Source organism: Streptomyces sp. Root431, assembly GCF_001426585.1.
In the GTDB taxonomy this organism is placed as follows: domain Bacteria; phylum Actinomycetota; class Actinomycetes; order Streptomycetales; family Streptomycetaceae; genus Streptomyces; species Streptomyces stackebrandtii.
Genome location: NZ_LMEI01000009.1, coordinates 817,602 through 843,470, shown reverse-complemented (window position 1 = coordinate 843,470; position 25,869 = coordinate 817,602). Strand labels below are relative to the sequence as shown.

Annotated in this window: 20 protein-coding genes; 15 read left to right on the top strand and 5 right to left on the bottom strand. The window is 71.5% G+C overall.

Annotation, left to right across the window (positions count from 1 at the left end; translation table 11 throughout):
• Positions 1–34: 34 nt before the first annotated feature.
• Positions 35–1,210: a hypothetical protein gene (locus ASC82_RS17240; RefSeq protein ID WP_056648370.1), complete on the bottom strand. Its 1,176-nt coding sequence runs from the start codon at positions 1,208–1,210 to the stop codon at positions 35–37.
• A gap of 316 nt (positions 1,211–1,526) precedes the next feature.
• Here ASC82_RS17240 and ASC82_RS17235 point away from each other — a divergent pair, with 316 nt between their 5' ends.
• The 5 genes from ASC82_RS17235 to ASC82_RS17215 all read left to right on the top strand — a co-directional run bounded on the left by ASC82_RS17235 (position 1,527) and on the right by ASC82_RS17215 (position 9,527).
• Positions 1,527–2,963 carry a diaminobutyrate--2-oxoglutarate transaminase family protein gene (locus ASC82_RS17235; RefSeq protein WP_079039310.1) on the top strand — a complete coding sequence of 479 codons (1,437 nt, stop codon included), beginning with the start codon at positions 1,527–1,529 and terminating at the stop codon, positions 2,961–2,963.
• Between the two features lie 38 nt (positions 2,964–3,001).
• Positions 3,002–4,855, top strand: a complete 1,854-nt coding sequence (locus ASC82_RS17230; protein WP_056648364.1) for an IucA/IucC family protein — start codon at positions 3,002–3,004, stop codon at positions 4,853–4,855.
• Positions 4,856–4,910: 55 nt separating this feature from the next.
• Entirely contained in the window at positions 4,911–5,609 is a 699-nt protein-coding gene (locus ASC82_RS17225; protein WP_056648363.1) for a GNAT family N-acetyltransferase, read from the top strand.
• 133 nt (positions 5,610–5,742) lie between these two features.
• Complete coding sequence (locus ASC82_RS17220) at positions 5,743–7,500, top strand: IucA/IucC family siderophore biosynthesis protein (RefSeq protein WP_107105912.1); 1,758 nt, start codon at positions 5,743–5,745, stop codon at positions 7,498–7,500.
• Positions 7,501–7,550: 50 nt separating this feature from the next.
• Positions 7,551–9,527 carry an ATP-dependent DNA helicase gene (locus tag ASC82_RS17215; protein WP_056648358.1) on the top strand — a complete coding sequence of 659 codons (1,977 nt, stop codon included), beginning with the start codon at positions 7,551–7,553 and terminating at the stop codon, positions 9,525–9,527.
• A 79-nt stretch (positions 9,528–9,606) separates the two neighbouring features.
• On the opposite strand, the gene lexA is transcribed toward ASC82_RS17215, so the two are convergent.
• Positions 9,607–10,395 (bottom strand): transcriptional repressor LexA, encoded by a 789-nt coding sequence (gene lexA, locus ASC82_RS17210; RefSeq protein WP_024754934.1) that lies wholly within the window; start codon positions 10,393–10,395, stop codon positions 9,607–9,609.
• A gap of 450 nt (positions 10,396–10,845) precedes the next feature.
• Between lexA and nrdR the strand changes: the two genes are divergently transcribed.
• Both nrdR and ASC82_RS17200 read left to right on the top strand, forming a co-directional pair.
• Positions 10,846–11,355: a transcriptional regulator NrdR gene (nrdR, locus tag ASC82_RS17205; protein WP_024754935.1), complete on the top strand. Its 510-nt coding sequence runs from the start codon at positions 10,846–10,848 to the stop codon at positions 11,353–11,355.
• Between the two features lie 172 nt (positions 11,356–11,527).
• Positions 11,528–14,428, top strand: a complete 2,901-nt coding sequence (locus ASC82_RS17200) for a vitamin B12-dependent ribonucleotide reductase (RefSeq protein WP_056648355.1) — start codon at positions 11,528–11,530, stop codon at positions 14,426–14,428.
• 111 nt (positions 14,429–14,539) lie between these two features.
• Here the strand turns inward: ASC82_RS17200 and ASC82_RS17195 are convergent, their stop codons facing one another.
• Entirely contained in the window at positions 14,540–15,070 is a 531-nt protein-coding gene (locus ASC82_RS17195; RefSeq protein ID WP_056648353.1) for a TerD family protein, read from the bottom strand.
• 242 nt (positions 15,071–15,312) lie between these two features.
• Here ASC82_RS17195 and ASC82_RS17190 point away from each other — a divergent pair, with 242 nt between their 5' ends.
• The 4 genes from ASC82_RS17190 (at position 15,313) to ASC82_RS17175 (ending at position 18,400) form a co-directional block, all read left to right on the top strand.
• Positions 15,313–16,047, top strand: a complete 735-nt coding sequence (locus ASC82_RS17190) for an arylamine N-acetyltransferase (RefSeq protein ID WP_347336081.1) — start codon at positions 15,313–15,315, stop codon at positions 16,045–16,047.
• A gap of 42 nt (positions 16,048–16,089) precedes the next feature.
• Positions 16,090–16,695 carry a YdbC family protein gene (locus ASC82_RS17185; RefSeq protein ID WP_024754939.1) on the top strand — a complete coding sequence of 202 codons (606 nt, stop codon included), beginning with the start codon at positions 16,090–16,092 and terminating at the stop codon, positions 16,693–16,695.
• A 118-nt stretch (positions 16,696–16,813) separates the two neighbouring features.
• Positions 16,814–17,473, top strand: coding sequence for a histidine phosphatase family protein (locus ASC82_RS17180; RefSeq protein ID WP_056648346.1), 660 nt, complete (start codon positions 16,814–16,816; stop codon positions 17,471–17,473).
• A gap of 12 nt (positions 17,474–17,485) precedes the next feature.
• The gene (locus ASC82_RS17175) at positions 17,486–18,400 is read left to right on the top strand and encodes an ADP-ribosylglycohydrolase family protein (protein ID WP_056648343.1); all 915 of its coding nucleotides are present in this window, start codon (positions 17,486–17,488) and stop codon (positions 18,398–18,400) included.
• A 171-nt stretch (positions 18,401–18,571) separates the two neighbouring features.
• Here ASC82_RS17175 and ASC82_RS17170 read toward each other — a convergent pair whose 3' ends face one another.
• Positions 18,572–20,125 carry an MFS transporter gene (locus tag ASC82_RS17170; protein WP_056648339.1) on the bottom strand — a complete coding sequence of 518 codons (1,554 nt, stop codon included), beginning with the start codon at positions 20,123–20,125 and terminating at the stop codon, positions 18,572–18,574.
• A 192-nt stretch (positions 20,126–20,317) separates the two neighbouring features.
• Here ASC82_RS17170 and ASC82_RS17165 point away from each other — a divergent pair, with 192 nt between their 5' ends.
• The 3 genes from ASC82_RS17165 to ASC82_RS17155 all read left to right on the top strand — a co-directional run bounded on the left by ASC82_RS17165 (position 20,318) and on the right by ASC82_RS17155 (position 22,446).
• Positions 20,318–20,944: a TetR/AcrR family transcriptional regulator gene (locus ASC82_RS17165; protein ID WP_056648336.1), complete on the top strand. Its 627-nt coding sequence runs from the start codon at positions 20,318–20,320 to the stop codon at positions 20,942–20,944.
• A gap of 52 nt (positions 20,945–20,996) precedes the next feature.
• Positions 20,997–21,707, top strand: coding sequence for a ribonuclease HII (locus ASC82_RS17160; protein ID WP_056648333.1), 711 nt, complete (start codon positions 20,997–20,999; stop codon positions 21,705–21,707).
• A gap of 106 nt (positions 21,708–21,813) precedes the next feature.
• Positions 21,814–22,446 (top strand): hypothetical protein, encoded by a 633-nt coding sequence (locus tag ASC82_RS17155; RefSeq protein WP_056648331.1) that lies wholly within the window; start codon positions 21,814–21,816, stop codon positions 22,444–22,446.
• A gap of 157 nt (positions 22,447–22,603) precedes the next feature.
• Here ASC82_RS17155 and ASC82_RS17150 read toward each other — a convergent pair whose 3' ends face one another.
• Positions 22,604–23,233, bottom strand: coding sequence for a hypothetical protein (locus ASC82_RS17150; protein WP_056648327.1), 630 nt, complete (start codon positions 23,231–23,233; stop codon positions 22,604–22,606).
• Positions 23,234–23,609: 376 nt separating this feature from the next.
• Here ASC82_RS17150 and ASC82_RS17145 point away from each other — a divergent pair, with 376 nt between their 5' ends.
• Positions 23,610–25,769, top strand: coding sequence for a RecQ family ATP-dependent DNA helicase (locus ASC82_RS17145; RefSeq protein WP_056648325.1), 2,160 nt, complete (start codon positions 23,610–23,612; stop codon positions 25,767–25,769).
• Positions 25,770–25,869: the final 100 nt, after the last annotated feature.

The window sequence follows — 25,869 nt, the reverse complement described above, 5'->3', positions numbered from 1 at the left end:
GGCGGGACCCCGGGGCCCCGCCTCCGTGCCGTGCCTACTGCCCGGCGTACTTCTTGCTGACCTCGTCGAAGATGGCCTTGGCCTCGGGTCCGAGACGCGGACCCGCGAGCCAGCCGGCCGTCGACGGGCCGATCGAGGTGTTCGACACCAGCGCCGGCTTGCCGTCACCGCCCTGGGCCACCCAGCCACCGCCGGACGAACCACCGGTCATGGTGCAGCCGATGCGGTACATCGTCGGCTGCTCCGCCTTCAGCGACAGCCGGCCCGGCTTGTCCTCGCACTGGAACATCTTCTGGCCGTCGAAGGGCGGCGCCGCCGGGTAACCGGTCGCCGTCATGCCCGCGATCTTCGGTACGGCCGGCGCGTTGAACTCCACCGGAAGCGCCGAACCGACCGTCTCCTCGAGCGACTTGCCGGAGGCGCCCTTCTCCGGGGTCACCTGGATGACCGCGAAGTCGTAGGGGGCACCGGCGCCGCCCGTGGACGCGCCCTCGGCGATCCACTGGTCGGAGGTCTTGACCCAGTCCGCCCACCACACGCCGTACGGGGCGATCTGCTCGCGCGTCGCCTTCTCCAGGTCGGAGGTCGGCAGCGCGGCGTCGTTGTACGAGGGCACGAAGGCGATGTTGCGGTACCAGCCGCCCTTCTTGCCCTTGTGCACGCAGTGCCCGGCAGTCCAGACCATGTTGGACTTGCCCGGGTGGGCCGGGTCCTTCACGACGGTGGCCGAGCAGACCATCGAGCCCTCGGGGCCGTCGAAGAAGACCTTCCCCGCCTCGGGGGCGTTGGCGTGGTACTTCGCGGGGACGGCCTTCGCCTTCACCGCGGCCGGGGTCGGGTCGGTGACACCCTCGTCACCCGAGATGTCCTCCTCCTCGACCGGCTTGTCGGGGCGCTCGGCCTCCCGCATCCGGTCCGGGTCCCAGAGGTCCTCGATGATCGGGTTGACGAAGTCCTTGGCCTCACGGAGCCACTTCTCGCGGTCCCAGTTCTTCCACTCGCCGTCACGCCACTTGTCGAGGTCGATCCCGTGTTCCTTCAGACGGTCCTTCAGGTCCTCCGGAATCTTGATCTTGTCGGCCGGGTTCTGGCTCGCGGGTGCGCTGGGCTTGTCTCCCGCGTTCTCCTCGCTCGGCCCGCAGGCCGTCGCGGTGAGCGTCAGCGCCGCGACGGCGGAAGCCGCCATCAGCAGCGGACGAATCGATCGCATCTCGTGATCCCCCTGGGACTACATCAACGTGTGCATGGGTGAACGGCGGCCGGCGCCCTCGCGGACGGCGGCCCCCAACTATGCCGGTGCCGGAGGGGACGGTACCCGCCCCGCCGCCGGTTCCGGATGCCGTTCATCCGTTGCCGTGCCGTGATCCGGGACACGCCAAGTTCTTGTCATCCGGCCCGTGATCCCCGGCAGTTCCCGTCGTTGGTACGTACGGGGGACACAACGGCGGCGTTCAGGACGGCCCTTGCGGCGGCTCCGCGCCGTCCCGATGTGCAACGCAACCGTTACAGCGGGAGGACACCGAGCCGTGGCCGTGACCGAATCAGCTCCTGCCGTCGCACCGGCCGCGCAGGTGCGCAACCCGACGGACGACGCGGCGGACCCAGGGGGTGGGTACGAGGGGATCCTGCGCCGCCAGTCGCAGCGCGAGTCCGCCGCCCGCACGTACGCCCGCTCCCTGCCGATCGTCCCCGTGCGGGCCCGCGGCCTGACCATCGAGGGCGCCGACGGCCGCCGGTATCTGGACTGCCTCTCCGGCGCCGGGACCCTCGCCCTCGGCCACAACCACCCCGTGGTCCTGGAAGCGATCAGGAAGGTCCTCGACTCGGGCGCACCGCTCCACGTCCTCGACCTCGCCACCCCCCTCAAGGACGCCTTCACCTCCGAGCTGTTCGCCACGCTGCCGGGCGAACTCGCCGACAACGCCCGCATCCAGTTCTGCGGACCCGCCGGCACGGACGCCGTCGAAGCGGCCCTCAAACTCGTCCGCACCGCCACCGGCCGCGAAGGCCTCCTCGCCTTCACCGGCGCCTACCACGGCATGACCGCCGGAGCCCTCTCCGCCTCGGGCGGAGCGACCGACGTCCGCGTGACCCGGCTGCCCTACCCGCAGCACTACCGCTGCCCCTTCGGCGTCGGCGGCGACCGCGGCGCCGAACTCGCCGCCCGCTGGACCGAGAACCTCCTCGACGACCCCAAGAGCGGGGTCACCACCCCCGCCGGGATGATCGTCGAAGCCGTCCAGGGCGAAGGCGGGGTCATCCCCGCCCCCGACGACTGGATGCGCCGGATGCGCCGCATCACCGCCGAGCGCTCCGTCCCGCTCGTCGTCGACGAGGTCCAGACCGGCGTCGGACGCACCGGCGCCTTCTGGGCCGTCGAGCACAGCGGTGTCGTGCCCGACGTGATGGTCCTCTCCAAGGCCATCGGCGGCTCCCTCCCGCTCGCCGTCGTCGTCTACAAGTCCGAGCTCGACGCCTGGGAACCCGGCGCCCACGCGGGCACGTTCCGCGGCAACCAGCTCGCCATGGCCGCCGGAACGGCCACTCTCGCGTACGTCCGCGAGAACAAGCTCGCCGAACGGGCCGGCATCCTCGGCGCCCGTATCCTCGGCCGACTCCAGGGCCTCGCCGCCGCCCACCCCTGCGTCGGCGACGTCCGCGGCCGGGGCCTGATGATCGGCGTCGAACTCGTCGACCCCGACGCGGCCGGCCCGGACGACCTCGTCCCGCCCGCCGCCCCCGGCCTGGCCCTCGCCGTCCAGCAGGAGTGCCTCGCCCGCGGACTCATCGTCGAACTCGGCGGCCGCCACTCCGCGGTGGTCCGGCTCCTGCCCCCGCTCACCCTCACCGACGAGCAGGCCACCGCGGTCCTCGACCGCTTCGCCGACGCCCTGGCCGCGGCCGAACGGGCCCACACCCCCACGACGGGCGTCTCCCGGACCACCCCCGGACCGTCCCACTGACCCCGGATCGCCCCCGGCCCCACCCCAAGGAAGCCTCCGTGAACGCCACCCCCACCTCCCCGGCGACCGAGACCGCAACGACCCTCGCCGTCGAGGAACCCACCGTCCCGCGCCAGCACGCCGGACCGTACGACCCGCGGCCGACCCGCCCAGCCGCCGCCGGAGCCACCGCGCCCGACCCCCTGGACGACCCCGACCCGCAGCGCGCCGCCGACGTGGCGACCATCGAGAACCTGCTGCGCTGCTGGATCCGGGAGAAGAACCTGCCCGCTCCCGACTCCACCACCCTGCGCGTCCCCCTCGACGCCAGCGGCACCGCCCTCCTCGTCCCCGTCCGCTACTGGTCGGCCACCGGCTGGCACCGCTTCGGAGCCCCCTCCCTCGAAGGGCTCCCGGCCTCCGCCCCGACCGTGGACGCCGTCACCGTCGCCGCCCTGCTCAGCCGCGAGACCGGCCGCCCCGAGGGCACCGAACTCGTCGGCCGGGTCGCCGACTCGGCCCGGCGCACCGCCGACTTCCTCACCGAGCGGCGCCTCGACCCCCACCCCCACCCGGACGCCGACCTCTTCCTCGCCGCCGAACAGGCCCTGCTGCTCGGCCACCCCCTCCACCCGACCCCGAAGAGCCGCGAAGGACTCTCCGAGGCCGAGGCGCGGCTCTACTCACCCGAACTCCACGGCCTCTTCCCCCTCCACTGGATCGCCGTCGACCCCACCGTCCTGGCCTCCGACTCCGCCTGGACCGAACAGGGCCGGCACGTCACCGCGGAGCAGCTCGCCGCCGGTCTCGCCGAAGGCCTCAGCCTCCCCGCAGGCACCGCCCCCCTGCCCCTGCACCCCTGGCAGGCCCGCGAGCTCCTGCACCGCCCCGAGGTCCGCGAGCTCCTCGACGCCGGCCTCCTCCACGACCTCGGCCGGCACGGCAGCCCCTGGCACCCCACCTCCTCCGTCCGCACCGTCCACCGCCCCGGCGCCCGGGCGATGCTCAAGCTCTCCCTCGGCCTGCGCATCACCAACTCCCGGCGCGAGAACCTCCGCAAGGAACTCCACCGCGGCGTCGAGGTCCACCGGCTCCTGCGCACCGGCCTCGTCGACGAGTGGCAGGCGGCCCACCCCGGCTTCGACATCGTCCGCGACCCCGCCTGGCTCGCCGTGGACACCCTGGACGGCACCCCCGTCCCCGGACTCGACGTCATGATCCGCCACAACCCCTTCGGCCCCGGCGACGACGCCGTCTGCATCGCCTCCCTCACCACCCCCCGCCCCTGGCCCGGGGCCACCACCATGCGCTCCCGGCTCGCCGACGTCATCGGCCGGCTCGCCACCCGCACCGGCCGCCCCACCACGGCCGTCTCCGCCGAGTGGTTCCTCCGCTACCTCGACCAGGTCGTCCGCCCCGTCCTGTGGCTCGACGGACATGCCGGCATCGCGCTGGAGGCCCACCAGCAGAACACCCTGGTCCTCCTCGACCCGGACGGCTGGCCCGTCGGCGGCCGCTACCGCGACAACCAGGGCTACTACTTCCGCGAGTCCCACCGCGCCGAACTGGAGAGCCGACTCCCGGGCATCGGCGCCCACAGCGACACCTTCGTCTCCGACCAGGTCACGGACGAGCGCTTCGCCTACTACCTCGGCATCAACAACGTCCTCGGCCTGATCGGCGCCTTCGGCGCCCAGCACCTCGCCGACGAGCGCGTCCTCCTCGCCGCCTTCCGCAGCTTCCTCACCTCCGCCACGAGCCTCGGCTCACCCCTTCCCCACCGGCTCCTCGAAGCCGCGACCCTGCGCAGCAAGGCCAACCTCCTCACCCGCCTGCACGGCCTCGACGAGCTCGTCGGGCCGGTCGACACCCAGTCGGTCTACGTCACCGTCACCAACCCCCTCCGCACCTGACCCGCCGCCCGGAGCACCCACGCCCGAGCGCACCACCGAGAGGAGAGCGACACCCGTGCCACCCACCAGACCCCCCGTAGAGCCGCTCGGGGACGACACCCTCGACCTCAGGGTCGACGACCTCGTCGCCCTCCTCGCCGCCGGAAGGCCGTCACCCGTCCCGGACGACGGCCTCCCCGGGGGAGACCTGCTCGACTCCGTCGCCGACTGGGACCCGACCCCCACCCGCTTCGGCGCCTTCCAGCTCGTCCCCGTACGCCTCGACCGTGACCTGCCGCTCCTCACCCGATGGATGAACGACCCCACGGTTGCCGCCTTCTGGGAGCTCGCCGGCCCCGAGACCGTGACCGCCGAGCACCTCCGCGCCCAGCTCCAGGGCGACGGCCGGAGCGTCCCCTGCCTCGGCGTGCTCGACGACGTGCCCATGAGCTACTTCGAGATCTACCGGGCCGACCTCGACCCGCTAGCCCGGCACTACCCGGCCCGCCCCCACGACACCGGTATCCATCTCCTCGTCGGGGGCGTCAGCGACCGCGGCCGGGGCGTCGGCACCGCCCTCCTGCGCGCCGTCGCCGAGCTCGTCCTCGACCACCGTCCCCGATGCACCCGGGTCATCGCCGAACCCGACATCCGCAACACCCCCTCCGTCTCGGCCTTCCTCGGCGCCGGCTTCCGCTACGCGGCGGAAGTCGACCTCCCCGACAAACGAGCCGCGCTCATGATCCGTGACCGCTCCCTGCGTCACGCTCTGTGAACACCCCTCTGACTTACATACACCGCTCGACCCACAGCGGTTCCCACCCCGAGGAGTCCTCGTGTCGACGTCCCCTGCACCCCACGACTCCGCACAGCCCGCGACGCCCCTCGCCACCTCACCGGCACCCGAGCTGCTCGCGCCCTCCGAGCTGACGCCCGCCGCCTGGACCCGAGCTTCCGCCCGCCTCCTCGCCAAGGCCCTCGCCGAGTTCGCCTACGAGGAGATCGTCGAACCCGTCCCGGCCGAAGGCGGCGAGCCCGACCGCCACGCGCTCCGGCTCGACGACGGCACCACGCTCACCTTCCGCGCCCGCCGAGGCGCCTACGGCGGCTGGCGGGTCGCCGCCGACTCGATCACCCACGAGGGCCGGCCCATGACCGACCCCCTCGACTTCCTGGTCCGTGCCCGGAACCTCCTCCGGCTCGACGGCGCCACCCTCGGCCACCTCATCCGCGAGCTCTCCGCCACGCTCGCCGCCGACGCCCGCCTCGACCGCACGGCCCTCACCGCCGACCGGCTCGCCGAGCTCTCCTACGCCGAGCTCGAAGGCCACCAGACCGGCCACCCCTGGCTCGTCCTCAACAAGGGGCGCATCGGCTTCTCCGCATCCGACGCCGCCCGCTGGGCCCCCGAGGCCCGCCGCCCCACACGGCTGCCGTGGATCGCCGTCAGCAACCGCATCGCCGCCTACCGCGGCATCGCCGGCCTCGAAACCCCCGATCGCCTCTACACCCAGGAACTGGACCCCGAGGTCCGCACCGCCTTCCGCGCCGAACTCATCGCCCGCGGCCACGAGCCCGATGGCTACCTTCTGCTGCCCGTCCACCCCTGGCAGTGGGACGAGGTCCTGCTCCCGCTCTACGCGCCCGCCGTCGCCGCCGGCACCGTCGTCCCGCTCTCCGCCGACGGGGACCTCCGCCTGCCGCAGCAGTCCGTCCGTACCTTCCTCAACACCAGCCGCCCCGACCGGCACACCGTCAAGCTCCCGCTGTCGGTGCTCAACACGCTCGTCTGGCGCGGACTGCCCACCGAACGGACCCTCGCCGCCCCCGCCGTGACGGCCTGGGTCCACGGACTGCGCGACGCCGATCCGTTCCTCCGGGACGAGTGCGGAGTGATCCTCCTCGGCGAGGTCGCCTCCGTCACCGTCGAGCACCCGCTCTACGACCGGCTGCCCGAAGTCCCGTACCAGTACAAGGAACTCCTCGGCGCGATCTGGCGGGAGCCTCTCCGGCTGCCGCCCGGCGAGCGCGCCCGGACCCTCGCCTCCCTGCTCCACACCGACCCGAACGGGCGGGCGTTCGTCGCCGAGCTCGTCGAACGGTCCGGACTCGCCCCCGACGTCTGGCTCCGACACCTCTTCGGTGCCCTCCTGCCCCCGCTGCTGCACTTCCTCTACCGGTACGGCACGGTCTTCTCGCCGCACGGCGAGAACGCGATCGTGGTCTACGACGGCGAGGACGTCCCCGTACGTCTGGCGATCAAGGACTTCGTCGACGACGTGAACATCAGCGCCCAGTCGCTCCCCGAGCACGACACCATGCCGGACGACGTCCGCGAGGTGCTGCTCACCGAGGAACCCGGCTTCCTCACCCAGTTCATCCATTCGGGGCTCTTCGTCGGCGTCTTCCGCTATCTGGCGCCGCTCTGCGAGGAGCAACTCGGAGTGTCCGAGACGGAATTCTGGTCCCTCGTCCGCGCGGAGATCCTGCGCCACCAGGCACGCTTCCCCGAGCTGAAGGAACGGTTCGAACTCTTCGACCTCCTCACGCCCCGGATCGAGCGGCTCTGCCTCAACCGGAACCGTCTGCACCTGGACGGCTACCGCGACCGGCCCGAGCGCCCGCACGCGGCCGTCCACGGGACCGTTCCCAACCCGCTCGCGTGAGGCGCGAGCGTGCCCGGGCTGTCAGTGCCGCCCCGTAGGCTGGAAGCGCTATGACGAAGCCATCCCTCCCCGATCTCCTCCACGCCGCCGTCTCCGCCGTCGGCGGCACGGAGCGCCCCGGCCAGGTCGCCATGGCCGAGGCCGTGGCCGAGGCCATCGACGACAACTCCCACCTCCTGGTCCAGGCCGGAACCGGCACGGGCAAGTCGCTCGGCTATCTCGTGCCGGCGCTGGCCCAGGGGGAGCGGGTCGTGGTCGCCACCGCCACCCTGGCGCTCCAGCGCCAGCTCGTCGAGCGCGACCTTCCCCGGACGGTCGACGCGCTGCATCCGCAGCTGCGCCGCCGCCCGCAGTTCGCCATGCTCAAGGGCCGGTCGAACTACCTCTGCCTGCACCGGCTCCACGAAGGCGTCCCGCAGGACGAGGAGGACGGCCTCTTCGACCCCTTCGAGGCGGCCGCGCCCACCAGCAAGCTGGGCCAGGACCTGCTGCGGCTGCGCGACTGGTCCGACGAGACGGAGACCGGCGACCGGGACGACCTGACCCCGGGCGTCTCCGACAAGGCCTGGGCCCAGGTCTCGGTCTCCTCCCGGGAGTGCCTGGGCGCGAGCAAGTGCGCGTACGGGGCGGAGTGCTTTGCCGAGGCGGCCCGCGAGCGCGCCAAGCTCGCCGATGTCGTCGTCACCAACCACGCGCTGCTCGCCATCGACGCCATCGAGGGCGCCCCGGTGCTCCCGCAGCACGAGGTGCTGATCGTCGACGAGGCCCACGAGCTGGTCTCCCGGGTCACCGGCGTCGCCACCGGCGAGCTCACCCCCGGGCAGGTCAACCGCGCCGTGCGCCGGTCCGCGAAGCTCGTCGACGAGAAGGTCGCCGACCAGCTGCAGACCGCCGCCGAGGGCTTCGAGCGGGTCATGGAGCTCGCCCTTCCGGGCCGCCTGGAGACGATCCCCGAGGACCTCGCGTACGCGCTGATGGCGCTGCGCGACGCGGCCCGCGCCGTGATCACGGCTCTGGGCTCCACCCGGGACCGGTCCGTGCAGGACGAGGACGCCGTCCGCAAGCAGGCCATGGCCTCCGTCGAGACCGTCCACGGTGTCGCGGAGCGGATCACGCAGGGCTCGGAGTGGGACGTCGTCTGGTACGAGCGGCACGACCGCTTCGGCGCCTCGCTGCGGGTCGCGCCGCTGAGCGTCTCGGGTCTGCTGCGGGAGAAGCTCTTCACGGAGCGGTCCGTGGTGCTGGCCTCGGCCACCCTGAAGCTCGGCGGCGACTTCAACGGGGTCGGGGCCTCGCTCGGCCTCGCGCCCGAGGGCACCGCGGGGGACGACCTGCCGGTCTGGAAGGGCCTCGACGTCGGCTCCCCGTTCGACTATCCGAAGCAGGGCATCCTGTACGTCGCCAAGCACCTGTCGCCGCCCAAGCGGGACGGCGACCGCGGCGACATGCTCGACGAGCTGGCGGAGCTGATGGAGGCGGCAGGCGGTCGCACGCTCGGCCTGTTCTCCTCGATGCGGGCCGCGCAGCTCGCGGCTGAGGAACTGCGGAGCCGGAATCCGGAGCTGCCGATCCTGCTTCAGGGCGAGGACACCCTCGGTGAGCTGATCAAGAACTTCGCGGCCGATCCGAAGACCTGTCTCTTCGGGACGCTCTCGCTGTGGCAGGGCGTGGACGTCCCGGGCGCCAGCTGCCAGCTGGTGGTCATGGACAAGATCCCGTTCCCGCGCCCCGACGACCCGCTGATGAGCGCGCGCCAGAAGGCGGTCGAGGAGGCCGGTGGCAACGGCTTCATGGCGGTCGCGGCCACGCACGCGGCCCTGCTGATGGCCCAGGGCGCCGGCCGACTGGTGCGGGCGACGGGCGACCGGGGTGTCGTCGCGGTGCTCGACCCCCGGCTGGCCACGGCGCGGTACGGCAGCTATCTCAAGGCCTCGCTGCCCGACTTCTGGTACACGACGGACCGCAATCAGGTGCGGAAGTCGCTGGCGGCGATCGACGCGGCGTCGAAGGCGGCGACGAGCGACTGATCCCCTGCCGTGCGTGCACGGCAGGGCCCCGGGACCGGCGCAGTGGGTCCCGGGGCCCGGTCAGAGCCGGCGAGGAGTGTCAGACCCGCCGGAGCACCGCCACGACCTTGCCGAGGATGGTGGCCTCGTCGCCGGGGATGGGCTGGTACGCCGCGTTGTGCGGGAGGAGCCAGACGTGGCCGTCCTCGCGCTTGAAGCGCTTGACCGTGGCCTCGCCGTCGAGCATGGCGGCGACGATGTCGCCGTTCTCCGCGACGGGCTGGCGGCGGACGGTGACCCAGTCGCCATCACAGATGGCGGCTTCGATCATCGAGTCGCCGACGACCTTCAGGACGAACAGCTCGCCGTCACCGACCAGCTGCCGGGGGAGCGGGAAGACGTCCTCGACGGACTCCTCGGCCAGGATGGGGCCGCCGGCCGCGATCCGGCCGACCAAGGGGACGTACGACGCGGCGGGCTTGCCCGTGGTGTCCGTCGGCTGCGTGCTCGGCTGGTCCGAGCCGCGCACCTCGTACGCCCGGGGGCGGTGCGGGTCACGGCGGAGGAAGCCCTTGCGCTCCAGCGCCATGAGCTGGTGAGCCACCGACGACGTGCTGGACAGTCCGACGGCCTGGCCGATCTCGCGCATCGACGGCGGGTAGCCGCGCCGCTGGACCGAGTCCCGGATGACCTCGATGACCCGGCGCTGCCGGTCGGTGAGGCCGGAGCTGTCGGCCCTGATGCCTGGAGGTCGCCCGGGAAGGGCGCGGGCGGGTCGCCCGGGCTCCTCGCCGTTCATGGCTGCGTCATTCATGGCATGCACCGGCTCGAGTCGGCCCTGGGAGCGGTCCTGGGCGGTGATGGTGGCACTGTCTGCGGTGGTGGTCACGTCGTCGGCCCCTCTCGAATTTGTCTCCCTGGCTGGCACAACGGTAGTGGCTTTCGAAAGGTTGCGCCAAACACACGTTCGAGTGAAAATTCGCAGATTGCCTTACGCGTGTATGCGTGGGGGTGTATGAGTACCGTCACTCCGCAGCACCCCGCGAACCCAATTCGGTCATTACGGTAGCCTTCGCCGCTGGGCCGCGGACATCCGGTGTGCCTTCCCAGTGTCGCACCCGGGAACGCGGAACCGCGGGAGCCCGCGGTCCGCGACACGCGCAAGGGGTGGATTCGCCCCTAACCCAAGATCTAGTGGTTGTATGGCATCGACCACCCAGGGGTAGTGGTCCCCGGTCTGCCGGGGGCGCTCGCATCACCTATGCTGGAGGTCGCTTCGCAGGGCCTTGACGGGCCGCGTGAGGCTCATCAGTCGTGCCGTGAGGGAGGGTCGGAAGCTATGCACTGCCCCTTCTGCAGGCACCCCGACAGCCGTGTCGTCGACAGTCGCACCACCGACGACGGGACGTCGATCCGGCGCCGTCGCCAGTGCCCCGACTGCTCTCGCCGCTTCACCACGGTGGAGACGTGCTCGCTCATGGTCGTGAAGCGGTCCGGTGTCACCGAACCCTTCAGCCGCACCAAGGTCATCTCCGGCGTGCGCAAGGCGTGTCAGGGGCGACCGGTCACCGAGGACGCCCTCGCCAAGCTCGGCCAGCGGGTCGAGGAGGCGGTGCGCGCCACCGGTAGCGCCGAGCTGACCACCCACGACGTGGGTCTGGCCATCCTCGGCCCCTTGCAGGAGCTCGACCTCGTCGCGTACCTGCGCTTCGCGTCCGTGTACAAGGCCTTCGACAGCCTCGAAGACTTCGAGACCGCCATCGTGGAACTCCGCGAGCGGTCTCCCGCTGAGAACCGCGGGACCGGTGCGACCCCTGAGGTCCCCGTTCCCGCCACCGCCGCCGACTGATCGGCGGTCCGGGCCGACCACGGCCCGGCGATCGGCCGCGAAGCGGCCCGACAGACGTGCCCCGGGTGACCCGAGAGGTCCTCGTGGCAGCAGTACCGAAAGACGTACAGAAGACGGTGCCCTGGGATTTTCTGGGTGCCAAAGTGTGTTTTGCCCGTATATGGGAGGCGGCATGACAGAGACGGCGAGCGGCCCGGCACGTGGTTCCCGCAACAAGGGAACCAAGTCGGCGAGCAAGGGCCTGCGTATCGAGCGCATCCACACCACCCCTGGCGTGCATCCGTACGACGAGGTGGCCTGGGAGCGTCGTGACGTCGTCATGACCAACTGGCGCGACGGCTCGATCAACTTCGAGCAGCGTGGCGTCGAGTTCCCCGACTTCTGGTCGGTGAACGCGGTCAACATCGTCACCAGCAAGTACTTCCGCGGAGCGGTCGGCACCCCGCAGCGCGAGACCGGTCTGAAGCAGCTCATCGACCGGATCGTGAAGACGTACACGAAGGCCGGCGAGGACTACGGCTACTTCGCGTCGCCGGCCGATGCCGAGATCTTCGAGCACGAGCTGGCCTACGCCCTCCTGCACCAGATCTTCAGCTTCAACTCGCCGGTCTGGTTCAACGTCGGCACCCCGCAGCCCCAGCAGGTCTCCGCCTGCTTCATCCTGTCCGTCGACGACTCCATGGAGTCCATCCTCGACTGGTACAAGGAAGAGGGCATGATCTTCAAGGGCGGCTCCGGCGCCGGCCTGAACCTCTCCCGCATCCGCTCCTCCAAGGAGCTGCTCTCCTCCGGCGGCAACGCCTCCGGCCCGGTCTCCTTCATGCGCGGCGCCGACGCCTCCGCGGGAACGATCAAGTCGGGCGGTGCGACCCGTCGCGCGGCCAAGATGGTCATCCTCGACGTCGACCACCCCGACATCGAGAACTTCATCGAGACCAAGGTGAAGGAGGAGGAGAAGATCCGCGCCCTCCGTGACGCGGGCTTCGACATGGACCTGGGCGGCGACGACATCACGTCCGTCCAGTACCAGAACGCCAACAACTCCGTCCGCGTGAACGACACGTTCATGAAGGCCGTCGAGTCCGGTGGCAAGTTCGGTCTCACCTCCCGCATGACGGGCGAGGTCATCGAGGAGGTCGACGCCAAGTCGCTCTTCCGCAAGATGGCCGAGGCCGCCTGGGCCTGCGCCGACCCGGGCATCCAGTACGACGACACGATCAACCACTGGCACACCTGCCCCGAGTCCGGCCGTATCAACGGCTCGAACCCGTGCAGCGAGTACATGCACCTGGACAACACGTCCTGCAACCTCGCCTCGCTGAACCTCATGAAGTTCCTCAAGGACGACGGCAAGGGCAACCAGTCCTTCGACGTCGAGCGCTTCGCCAAGGTCGTCGAGCTCGTCATCACCGCGATGGACATCTCCATCTGCTTCGCCGACTTCCCCACGGAGAAGATCGGCGAGAACACCCGCGCCTACCGCCAGCTCGGCATCGGCTACGCCAACCTCGGCGCCCTGCTGATGGCGACCGGCCACGCGTACGACTCCGACGGCGGCCGCGCCCTCGCCGGTGCCATCTCCTCCCTGATGACCGGCACGTCGTACAAGCGCTCCGCCGAGCTCGCCGCCGTCGTCGGCGCCTACGACGGCTACGCCCGCAACGCCGAGCCGCACCAGCGCGTCATGCAGCAGCACGCCGACGAGAACACCAAGGCCGTCCGCTTCGACGACCTCGACTCGCCGATCTGGGCCGCCGCCACGGAGGCCTGGCAGGACGTCGTCCGCCTCGGCGCCAAGAACGGCTTCCGCAACGCCCAGGCGTCGGTCATCGCCCCGACCGGCACCATCGGTCTCGCGATGTCCTGCGACACCACCGGCCTCGAGCCCGACCTCGCCCTGGTCAAGTTCAAGAAGCTGGTCGGCGGCGGCTCGATGCAGATCGTCAACGGCACCGTCCCGCAGGCCCTGCGCCGCCTGGGCTACCAGGAGGAGCAGATCGAGGCGATCGTCGCCCACATCGCCGAGCACGGCAATGTGATCGACGCCCCCGGTCTGAAGACCGAGCACTACGAGGTCTTCGACTGCGCCATGGGCGAGCGCTCCATCTCCGCGATGGGCCACGTCCGCATGATGGCCGCCATCCAGCCGTGGATCTCGGGCGCCCTCTCCAAGACCGTGAACCTGCCGGAGACGGCCACGGTCGAGGACGTCGAGGAGGTCTACTTCGAGGCCTGGAAGATGGGCGTCAAGGCGCTCGCGATCTACCGCGACAACTGCAAGGTCGGCCAGCCCCTCTCCGCCAAGAAGAAGGAGGAGGAGAAGGTCGAGGTCACCGCGAAGTCCGAGGCGACGATCCGCGAGGCCGTCGAGAAGGTCGTCGAGTACCGTCCGGTCCGCAAGCGTCTGCCCAAGGGCCGCCCGGGGATCACCACCTCCTTCACCGTGGGTGGCGCCGAGGGTTACATGACCGCCAACTCCTACCCGGACGACGGTCTCGGCGAGGTCTTCCTGAAGATGTCGAAGCAGGGTTCGACCCTCGCCGGCATGATGGACGCCTTCTCCATCGCCGTCTCCGTCGGTCTGCAGTACGGCGTTCCGCTGGAGACCTACGTCTCGAAGTTCACCAACATGCGCTTCGAGCCGGCCGGCATGACGGACGACCCGGACGTGCGGATGGCGCAGTCGATCGTCGACTACATCTTCCGCCGCCTGGCGCTCGACTTCCTGCCCTTCGAGACCCGCTCCGCCCTCGGCATCCACTCCGCCGAGGAGCGCCAGCGTCACCTCGACACCGGCTCGTACGAGCAGGCCGAGGACGACGAGGTCGACGTCGAGGCCCTGGCCCAGTCCGCGCCCCGCGCCCAGGAGCCGAAGGCCGTCGTGGCCGCCGTCCCGGCCCCGCAGGCCGAGGTCCCGGCCCCGAAGCAGGCGCACACCTCGGCGGAGCTCGTCGAGATGCAGCTCGGCATCAGCGCCGACGCCCCGCTCTGCTTCTCCTGCGGTACGAAGATGCAGCGCGCCGGCTCCTGCTACATCTGCGAGGGCTGCGGCTCCACCAGCGGCTGCAGCTGACAGCGAGCGCAAGCGCGTCCGGTGCGGCGGTGAGGAACCGCCGCCCGGGGCGCTGAGCCACACGTGAGAGAGGGTGTCGACCATCGGTCGGCGCCCTCTTTCGCGTGCTCGTCAGGCCGGCGTGGAACCGAGGACCGTCGCGAAGGCCCGGGGGTCGGCGTCGAAGCCGCGGCTTATCGAGCGGTACGACCAGCCGTCCGCGCCGTCCCGGGTGAACTCCACGACCGTCGCCGACAGGGCGCCCGGCACGTCCGCGAAGTCGTGCGTCAGGAGGTCGGTGTACCCCTCGCGGACCCGTATGCCGGTGCCCGCTATGTCGCCGAAGGTGATCCGGCCGCCGCCCTGCTGGACGGTCACGCCCACCACCACGCGCGCGTAGTGGGGTGCCAGCCGGTCCAGCTCCAGCGTCATCGCCTCGTCGTAGCCGAAGCCCTGGCCCGTACGGCTGTCACGGTGGAGCGTGATCGTGCCGTCGGGGGAGCGGCTGCCGAAGTGCACGAGGTAGGCCGGGGTGCCGTGCGGGTCGTCTGCCGTGAAGACGCCGGCGACGAGATCCAGGTCGTGGGCCGGCGCACCGCTCGGGGCAGGGTCCCACTTGAGAGTCACCTCGACCCTCGCCACGCCCTTGTTGAGTCCGCTCACGGTGCTTCCCCTCTCCACGCACGCCCCCGCGTACGCCTCGCCTCGACCGTCGCCCCGTCCCGCTCAAAAGCCCGTGGTTGCGGGGAGATTGCTCATGGTGTCATGGGGCTACGACAGTGGACCCGACGGTTGAGGGGGAGAGCGGTTTGTGGAGTGGTGACGAGCTGGATCTCGACGCATATCTGGCTCGAATCGGCTACGACATCGGTCGGGACGGGGAACTCTCCACCGATCTCCGGACGTTGACCGCGGTACACCGGGCGCACGTCCGGTCCATTCCGTTCGAGAACCTCGACGTGGCCCTCGGCCGGCCCGTCCCCCTGGATCTGGCGAGCCTTCAGGCCAAGCTCGTCCGGCGCCGCCGGGGCGGCTACTGCTACGAACAGAACTCGCTCCTCGCGGCGGCACTGGAGCGGATCGGCTTCCCGGTGGCCGGGCGCGGAGCCCGAAACCGCACACGGGGTGCGGCGCTGCTGCCCGTCACGCACGCGCTGCTGGTCGTCGAGGCCGAGGGCGAACAGTGGCTCGCCGACGCGGGGTTCGGGTGGCAGGGGCCTCTGGAGCCGGTGCCCCTCCGGGACGGCGCGCGCGTGGTGCAGGGCGGCTGGACGTTCGGGATCGAGACCGAGGAGGAGGGTATCCACGTACTGCGTTCCCTGCGGCCGGACGGCTGGACCGATCTGTACGCGTTCGCTCCGCAGACCCTGTACCCGGGCGACTTCACGGTCATGAACCACTTCAGCTCCAGCCATCCGGAGTCGCGCTTTCTCGGCCAGGTCGTGGCGCAGCGGCCCGGGGCCGAGGTGCGCAGGGCGCTGGTGCGCGAGACGCTGACGACCGTGCGGACGGACGGCGTCACCGAGGAACGGGTGCTGACCGCCGGCGAGTTGGCGGCGACGCTGGAGGGCGACTTCGGCATCGAGATCGACGAGGAGGAGCGCGCGGGTCTCGAGCGACTGCACCCGGTGGGAGTCTGACGCGTACTGCCGGGGTGCTCCCCGGGCCCGTACGATGGCGCGGTGCTGGTCAAGTGGATTCGCTGCACCGTGGTGGACCGTCGTGGGTTCGAGCGGGGACAGCGGAAATGGGCGGGGCTGCTCGGTGAGCCGGGATTCCGGGGCCAGGGCGGCGGGTGGAGCCGGGCTCGGCCGGACGTCGCCCACATCTTCGCGTTCTGGGAGAGCCGGGCCTTCTACGACTCCTTCATGGCGCGGTCGCACGACCGTCTGGCGGCCTCGCAGGTGGGCACGTACAAGGACATCCAGGTCAAGCTCTTCGACCACCGCTTCGATGTGAAGACGGGGTTCGAGCCGAAGTTCGGCGACGCCGACGTGGCGAGGGTGGCGCACTGCCGCGTCCACGAGGAGCGCGCCGAGCACTTCGCGCTCATGCAGGAGAAGGTGTGGAACCCGGCGATGGCCGGTTCCCCCGGCATGCTGCGGGGGCTGTTCGGCGAGGCGCCGGGCAGCGAGTTCCTGGTGCTGTCGATGTGGCGGTCCGCCGCGGAGCACGGCAAGTACCGGGTGGAGCGCGTCGAGCGGCTCGGTCTGCGCGCGAAGACCGACGCCGACGTGGCGGCGCTGACCGGTGACGTGGTGCAGCTCGAAGCGGCCTGGACGGTCTGAGGGCCGAAGGCCCGGGGACCGGGGCTCCGTCGGACGCGAGCCCGGCCCCCTACGCCGGATGGGCTCCGGGTACCCCCTCGGCCGAGCCTCTCCGGAGGAGTCGATCTAGGGTCGGGGTATGGCACGACCGCGGCGCATCGTTCTCGTACGGCACGGAGAGTCCGAGGGCAATGCCGATGACACGGTGTACGAACGCGAGCCCGATCACGCCCTCCGGCTCACCGAGACCGGGTGGCGGCAGGCGGAGGAGACGGGGGAGCGGCTGCGGGAGCTCTTCGGCGACGAGCAGGTCAGCGTATACGTGTCGCCGTACCGCCGCACCCATGAGACCCTCCGGGCCTTCAGGCTGCCCCGCGAGCAGATGAGGGTGCGGGAGGAGCCGCGGCTGCGGGAGCAGGACTGGGGCAACTGGCAGGAGCGGGAGGACGTACGCCTGCAGAAGGCGTACCGGGACGCGTACGGGCACTTCTTCTACCGCTTCGCCCAGGGCGAGTCCGGCGCGGACGTCTACGACCGGGTCGGGGCCTTCCTGGAGAGCCTCTACCGCAGCTTCGAGGCCCCGGACCACCCGCCGAACGTCCTCCTCGTCACCCACGGTCTGACCATGCGGCTGTTCTGCATGCGCTGGTTCCACTGGACGGTCGCGGACTTCGAGTCGCTGTCGAACCCCGGCAACGCCGAGACCCGCACGCTCCTGCTGGGCGAGGACGGGAGGTACCGGCTGGACAGGCCGTTCGCACGCTGGCGTACCCCGGAACCGTACGGGCACACCGGATAGAGTGGCTGAGCGATGACCGCTGACTCCTCACTCGACCGGCGCTTCGACCGCGCCCTGGCCAGCCTGCGCGGGCTGTCCGTGGGAGACGCCCTGGGCTCCCAGTTCTTCGTACCCGCCCACTACCCCCTGCTGAAGCGGCGCGAGCTGCCGCCCGGCCCCTGGCAGTGGACCGACGACACCGAGATGGCCTGCTCCGTCCTCGCCGTCCTCGTCGGCCACGACCGCATCGACCAGGACGCCCTCGCGCTGTCCTTCGCGAACCACCACGACTTCGACCGGGGCTACGGCCCGGCGGTCAACCGGATGCTCCGGCTCGTCAGGGAGGGCGCGGACTGGCGGGAACTGTCCGCCGCGCTCTTCAACGGGCAGGGGTCCTGGGGCAACGGCGCCGCCATGCGGATCGCCCCGCTCGGCGCCTGGTACGCGGACGACCCGGAGCAGGCGACGCACCAGGCCGAGATCTCCGCGTACACGACACACCAGCACCGCGAGGCCGTGGTGGGCGCGATGGCCGTGGCGGCCGCCGCCGCCCTCGCCGCCGACCCGGCCGGACCTCCCACGCCCGAGGCGCTGCTCGACGGGGTCGTCGCCCTGGTGCCCCGCAGCGCGGTCGGGGCGGGCCTGCGCCGGGCGCGCGACATGCTGGACTACGGGGACGCGGGCACGGTCGCCGCGGTCCTCGGCAGCGGTCGGCGGACCAGCGCGCACGACACGGTGCCCTTCGCCCTCTGGTCGGCCGCGCGGGCGCTTGGCGACTTCGAGCGCGTGTTCTGGACGACCGCGCAGGTCGGCGGCGACGTCGACACGACCTGCGCCATCGCCGGCGGCGTCGTGGCCTCCGCGGTGCACGGGGCTCCGCCGGCCGAGTGGCTGCGGCAGACCGAGGACCTGCCGGAGTGGGTCCCGGACGGGACGACGGCTGTCTGACGTGTGTGATGTCCCCCGGGTCCGTGTGGGCCCGGGGGATGTTGTGCGTCTCTAGGGGCGTACGCGGAGGGCGTGCAGGCGTACTCAGTGGGCGTACGGCCCTGTTCAGGCCTCAGGCCTCAGGCCTCAGGCCTCAGGCCTCAGGATCAGGATCAGGATCAGGATCAGGCCTCAGGCCACCGGGCCGGCCGCCTCCGCCCGGCCGCTGAGTGCTTCCAGGTCGCTCTTGCGGACCCGGATCACCAGCACCGCCGTGACCAGGGCGATCAGCACCATCCCGACGGCGGCGGTGAACGCCGACGCGATGCCCGAGGTCAGCACCTCATGGCCCCAGGGGGCGGGCAGTTCCTGCGTCTTCGCGAACTCCGCCTGTTGTTCGGGCGTCGCGTTCGCGAGGAAGTCAGGTGCCTGCTTCTCGCCCTCCTCGCGGCTCGCCGTGCCGAAGACGGTGACCAGGATGGACAGGCCGAGTGAACCGCCGACCTGCTGGGTGGCGTTGAGCAGGCCCGACGCGGCGCCCGCCTCGTGCTGGGCCACCCCGGAGACGGCCGTGAGCGTGAGCGTCACGAAGTTGAGCCCCATGCCGAATCCGAACAGGGCCATCGGGCCGAGGACGGCGCCGGCGTAGCTGCTGTCCGAGGTGATGAACGTCAGCCAGAAGAGTCCGATGCCGGTGATCGCCGAGCCGCTCACCATGAACGGCTTGGGGCCGAGGACCGGCAGCAGCCGCTGCGCGAGCCCCGCGCCGGTGACGATCGCGACCGTCACCGGCAGGAAGGCGAGACCGGACTGGATCGGGCTGTACCCGAGGACGTCCTGGACCCACAGGACGATGAAGAAGAACATGCCGAACATCGCGGCCGACAGGCTGAGCATGATGATGTACGTGCCCGAGCGGTTGCGCTCGGCGAACATCCTGAGCGGGGTGATCGGCTCCTTGGCCCGCGACTCCACGAGACCGAAGGCCACGAGCAGGATCACCGCCGCGACGAAGGAGCCGACGGTCAGCGAGTCCTTCCAGCCCTTCTCGGACGCGCGGATGAAGCCGTAGACCAGCGCCGCCATGCCGAGCGTCGAGGTCATGGCGCCCGCGATGTCGAATCGGCCCGGGTGACGCTCGGACTCCTCGATGTAGCGCGGGGCGAGGAAAGCGATCAGGAGGCCGATCGGCACGTTGACGAAGAGGACCCAGCGCCAGTCGAGCCACTCGGTGAGCATGCCGCCCGCGAGCAGTCCGATCGCGCCACCGCCTGCGGAGACGGCGGCGAACACGCCGAACGCGCGGTTGCGCTCGGGCCCTTCGGGGAACGTCGTGGTGATCAGTGCGAGCGAGGTCGGCGAGGCGATGGCGCCGCCGACGCCCTGGAGGGCGCGCGCCGCGAGCAGCTGCCAGGGCTCCTGGGCGAAGCCGCCGAGCAGGGAGGCGAGGGTGAAGACGAGGATGCCGGCCATGAACACCCGGCGGCGCCCCAGGATGTCTCCCGCGCGTCCGCCGAGGAGCAGCAGTCCGCCGAAGGTGAGCGTATAGGCGCTGAGCACCCACGAGAGGTCGGTGGTCGAGAAGGAGAGCGCGTCCTGGATGTGCGGCAGCGCGATGTTCACGATGGTGGCGTCGAGGACGACCATGAGCTGGCAGGCGGCGATGACGGCCAGGGCGATGCCCGGCCGGTTTCCGGCGCGAGCAGGTCCGTTCTTGGTCTGTGTGTCCACCGGAGAAGTTGTCACTAGGGATCCCCCACGGAAGAATTAGTGAACGCATCCGTTCACTGTTCCCCAAGGTAGTGAGTCCCCTTCAGTGAACGCAACCGTTCACTGTGCGCTGCCACCGCCCCGATATGTCCCCGCCGGGCCCCCGACCTCGCGGGAGATCCGTCCCCCTGCCCCGCCCCGATCGACTTGCTCAACGGAGATTTCCTGATGGTTACTTCGCGCTCCACGGCCGCCGCCCGGCCGGAGGGAGTGTCCCTGCGACGCCGTGGCCCCGTGCTGGAACGGGCCATTCTGGAGGCCACGCTTGAACAGCTGGGCAGCGTCGGCTGGAACGGCCTGACGATGGAGGGTGTCGCGGTCGGCGCGCAGACGGGCAAAGCCGCGGTGTACAGGCGCTGGCCGTCGAAGGAAGACCTCGTCGCGGACGCCCTTCAGGCCGGGCTGCCGGCGCTCGGCGAGGCGCCGGACCGCGGGAGCGTCCGCGAGGACCTGTACGCGCTGTGCCTCCGGGTGCGCGACGTGATGTTCTCCAAGCCCGGCCAGGCCCTGCGCGCGGTCCTTCACGAATGCGACGCCGAATCCGCGGGGAGGTTCCACGACCTGATCGTCGCGGGGGTCACGGAACCCTCGAATCGGCTCTTCAAGGACGTGCTGCGGCAGGGAATCGCCCGTGGGGACGTGCGGGCCGACGCGATCGACGACCTGGTGCTCGACGTGATCCCCGCGATGATGATGTACCGCTCAAAGGTGTGCGGGAGCGAATGGCCCGACCGTGAGATCGCCGAAATGATCGACCGGGTCATGGTGCCGCTGCTCAGGGTCGGGGCGGTCTGAGGGGAATCCGGGTATCGCGGGCGGCACCGAGCGGCGTAACCTGGCTGGCGCCATGCCGTACGAACCTCCCACCCACACTGTCGAGCGATCGCTCCGAGCGACCACCGGCGCCAGGATCGTCGCCGGAGTCGACGAGGTCGGGCGCGGGGCGTGGGCCGGTCCCGTCACCGTGTGCGCGGCCGTCACCGGACTGCGTCGGCCACCCACCGGACTCACCGATTCCAAGCTGATCACCCCCAAGCGCCGTACCGCGCTGGCCGCGGAGCTGGAGCAGTGGGTCACGGCGTACGCGCTCGGCGACGCCTCCCCGCAGGAGATCGACGAGCTCGGGATGACCGCGGCGCTCCGCCTCGCGGCGATCCGGGCACTCGAAGGGCTCCCCGTCCGGCCGGACGCCGTCATCCTCGACGGCAAGCACGACTACCTCGGCAGCCCCTGGCAGGTCCGCACGGTGATCAAGGGCGACCAGTCCTGCGTCGCCGTGGCCGCCGCCTCCGTCATCGCCAAGGTCCGACGGGACACCGTCATGGCGGAGCTGGAGGCGGAGTCCGAGGGCTGTGCTGCGTTCGGTTTCGCGGCGAACGCGGGCTACCCTTCGCCGGTCCACAAGGCCGCGCTGGAGGAGCTGGGGCCCACCCCGTACCACCGTCTCTCCTGGTCGTACCTGGACGCGTTGCCCCAGTGGCGCCACCTCAAAAAGGTCCGCCTCTCCGCGGAGGCGGCCGCGCTGGAAAGCGGGGGCCAACTCGGCTTCGACTTCTGAACTTCCGGCTGCCGAGCCCTTTTCCAGGGCCGCCCGAGCAGCCGGGGTGCACCTGTGTGCCCACCCGCCGATGCCCCGTGCAGCGGCATTTGATAGACATCCACCCATGCCTCTCACCCCCGAGGAGCCTCAGATTCACGAGAGCGCCCAGGGTCCCCGCGCCACCGCGGCCGCCGGCCGTCCCGCGTCGACCCCTCGTCCCGTACCCGGCCCGCGTTCTGCGGCCTCCCCGCGTCCCGGCAGCCCGGTCCCCGGCCCGGCCAGGCCCGCGCCGCCGGCCCCGCGCCCGCGCCCCGGTGCCGGCCAGTCCCCGGCCACCGGCCAGGAGAATCGTTCCGACCAGCGGTCCACTCCGCAGCTCCAGGTGATCCCGGCCCCGGCCGACGGCGCGCTGGACGCTGCCGAGGAGGCCCTGGACCTGCTCCTGGAGAGCGGCCGGGCGCCCGGTGACGTCCTGGTGCTGACCACCGGTGACCAGCACCCGTGGGCGGCGCACGAGCTGTCCTTCGGCGAGGCCGCCTACTGGGCCCAGCAGGACACCGGCGACGACGTGTTCTTCGCGGACGCGTCCGCCGTCGAGCAGGCCAAGGTCCGGCCCGTGGTGATCGTCGCCGTCAACGGCGGCAGCGATGAGACCGCTGCCCGGGCCCTGCCTCTGGCGATGGCCCGCGCGGGTGCGCTGCTGATCGTCTGCGGCGATCCGGAGCGCGTCGCGGCGCTCGTCGGCGCCGGCGTCTGAGCGACGGCTCGGTCTGCTGACCGTCCGCCCGCCTGATGACCGTTTCACCCGCCGGCCGTTTGGCCCGTTGACGGTTCCGCCCGTTGACCGATCCGCCCGTTGGCCGATCCGTCCGTCGACCGCTCTGCCTGCCGGGCGAGCGTCGTGCGGGTGGACGTCAGCGGGCGGCGGCCCGGCGCAAGGGTTCGGCCGCGCCGCTCGCCGTTCTCGGTGTGAGGTGGCCCAGTTCGGCCGTCTCGCTGCCGAGCGGGACCGGGCGCGAGTCGGAGCTCGGCCGACGGCCTCCCCGGCCCTCGCCGAGCACCTGCCAGCCCCCTCGGGTCAGCGTGATGTACGCGCCGCAGCGGAGTCCGTGCAGCGTGCAGGCATCCCGGAGCCCCCACATCCAGGCTCCGTCCTCCTCCGTCCAGCGCTCGTCGCCCTCACGGCAATACAGCAGGATCGCGGTCCGCACCGGGGCGCGGCGCCGGAGGTCGTGGGGGAGGACGCGCCGCAGGTGCGCGAGGAGGGCGTTGCGGAACTCCCAGCCGTCCGCCGGCAGGGAGCGGCGGACGAACGAGGCGCTGGCGGTGAGCCGTTCCTCGTGGTCCAGGACCGCCACGACCGCCGTCGAGGGCGTGGGAGTGTGGCGCGAGTGCAGTCCGCTGACGATCTCACGCGGATTGCCGAGCAGGGGGATGCCCGCCGCGGCCCACTCGGCCGGTTCGAGTACCCGTGAGAGGCGGCTGGCGGACTCGGGCGACGACATGGTCGAGGTGGCTGTGGACGGAGCGAATCCGAGGGTCACGGTCCTCCCTTCGGATACGCGCCCGCGCGGCGGGCAAGGTCGGGTGAGGGCGCACCACGGCACGGTCCTTCAAGGCCGCTGACGGGCCGTGCGGGGCGGTTTCCCAATTCTTGCTTGGCCCGTGCGTGAGCGGCAATGAGCAATTGAGGCCACTGACGGGATTGCGACGGTATGCCTTTCATATCCCTGCCCAGTTGCCCATTGTTCACTCCCCGTTTCCCCTCCTGTTTCACCTCCGGGGCGGGAGCCTCAGCGGAAACACTCATTCCGCCTACGGCGGCCCTCGGCCACTCAGGCGGCGAACGAGCAGCGTGTGAGAGAGGTGTCACGCTGAGTGAGTTGGGCGATTGTCCGTGCCATCGGGTTGCATGGGGGCATGGACAACCAGGAGCTCCGCGCCGAAGCCGATGCCATCCTCGCTGAGCTCGTCGGTGCCCCGGGGGGTTCGGCGCGGCTGCGGGAAGACCAGTGGCAGGCCGTGGCGGCCCTGGTGGAGGAGCGCCGGCGGGCGCTGGTCGTGCAGCGGACCGGCTGGGGCAAGTCGGCGGTGTACTTCGTCGCCACCGCCCTGCTGAGAAGGCGCGGCTCGGGCCCGACGGTGATCATCTCGCCGCTGCTGGCCCTGATGCGCAACCAGGTCGAGTCCGCTGCGCGGGCCGGCATCCAGGCGCGCACGATCAACTCCGCCAACCCGGAGGAGTGGGACACCATCTACGAGGAGGTCGAGCGCGGCGAGACCGACGTCCTCCTCGTCAGCCCGGAACGCCTCAACTCCGTGGACTTCCGGGAGCAGGTGCTGCCCAAGCTGGCGGCCACGACCGGTCTCCTCGTGGTCGACGAGGCGCACTGCATCTCGGACTGGGGACACGACTTCCGGCCCGACTACCGCCGGCTGCGGGCGATGCTCGCCGAGCTCGCCCCCGGAGTGCCGGTACTGGCCACCACCGCGACGGCCAACGCGCGCGTGACCGCGGACGTGGCCGAGCAGCTGGGCACCGGGGCCGGCGAGGCCCTCGTGCTGCGCGGCACGCTGGAGCGGGAAAGCCTGCGCCTGGGCGTCGTCCGGCTGCCGGACGCGGCGCACCGCCTGGCCTGGCTCGCCGAGCACCTGGACGAACTGCAGGGCTCGGGGATCATCTACGCCCTCACCGTGGCCGCCGCCGAGGAGGCGACCGCGTTCCTGCGCCAGCGCGGCTTCACGGTGGCCTCCTACACGGGGCGGACGGAGAACGCCGACCGGCTGCAGGCCGAGATCGATCTTCAGGAGAATCGGGTCAAGGCGCTCGTCGCCACCTCGGCTCTGGGTATGGGCTTCGACAAGCCCGACCTCGGCTTCGTGGTGCACCTGGGGTCGCCGTCGTCCCCCATCGCCTACTACCAGCAGGTAGGCCGTGCGGGGCGCGGCGTCGAGCACGCCGACGTGCTCCTGCTGCCGGGCAAGGAGGACGAGGCCATCTGGCGCTACTTCGCCGATACCGCCTTCCCGCCCGAGGCCCTGGTCCGGCAGACCCTCTCGGCCCTCGCCGACGCGGGACGGCCGCTGTCCGTGCCGGCTCTGGAGGCGGCGGTGGATCTTCGCCGCACCCGGCTGGAGACCATGCTGAAGGTCCTCGACGTGGACGGGGCCGTCAAGCGGGTGAAGGGCGGGTGGACGTCCACCGGTCGGCAGTGGACCTACGACTCCGAGCGGTACGCGTGGGTGGCCCGGCAGCGGGCGGCCGAGCAGCAGGCCATGCGCGACTACGTGAGCACCACCGGGTGCCGGATGGAGTTCCTGCGGCGGCAGTTGGACGACGAAGGGGCCGTCCCATGCGGCCGCTGCGACAACTGCGCGGGGGCCTGGGCGGATTCCTCCGTCTCCGCGGAGACGCTGACCGGAGCGGCGAAGGAACTGGACCGCCCGGGCGTGGAGGTCGAGCCGCGCCGGATGTGGCCGACGGGGATGCCCGCGCTGGGCGTCAACCTCAAGGGACGCATCCCCGCCGGAGAGCAGTGCTCCACCGGCCGCGCCCTGGGGCGGCTCTCGGACATCGGCTGGGGCAACCGGCTGCGCCCGCTGCTGGCCGACAGCGCACCCGACGGGCCGGTCCCCGACGACGTCCTGAAGGCCGCGATCGCCGTCCTCGCCGACTGGGCGCGCTCCCCGGGCGGCTGGGCACCGAACGTCCCGGACGCCTCCTCGCGGCCGGTGGGCGTCGTCGCCGTACCGTCCCTGACCCGTCCGCAGCTGGTCGGCTCCCTTGCCCAGGGGATCGCGACCATCGGCCGCCTCCCCCTCCTGGGCACCCTGGCCTACACCGGGCCGGACGGTGCGCACGCGGCGCGACGCAGCAACTCCGCCCAACGCCTCAGGGCGCTCTCCGGCGCCCTGGCGGTGCCGGAGGGCCTGGCGGGCGCGCTGGCCGGAACTCCCGGCCCCGTCCTGCTCGTGGACGACTGCACCGACTCCGGCTGGACCCTCGCGGTCGCCGCCCGCCTGCTCCGCCAGGCCGGTGCCGAGCAGGTGCTCCCGCTGGTCCTCGCCGCCGCGGGCTGACCCCCTCCGCACCCCTCACACACCGTCAAGCGGTCACGAGCATAGGCGTTTCGGAGCCGACGCGAAGCCGGCCCTGTGGACAACTCCACGGGGCCGCGCG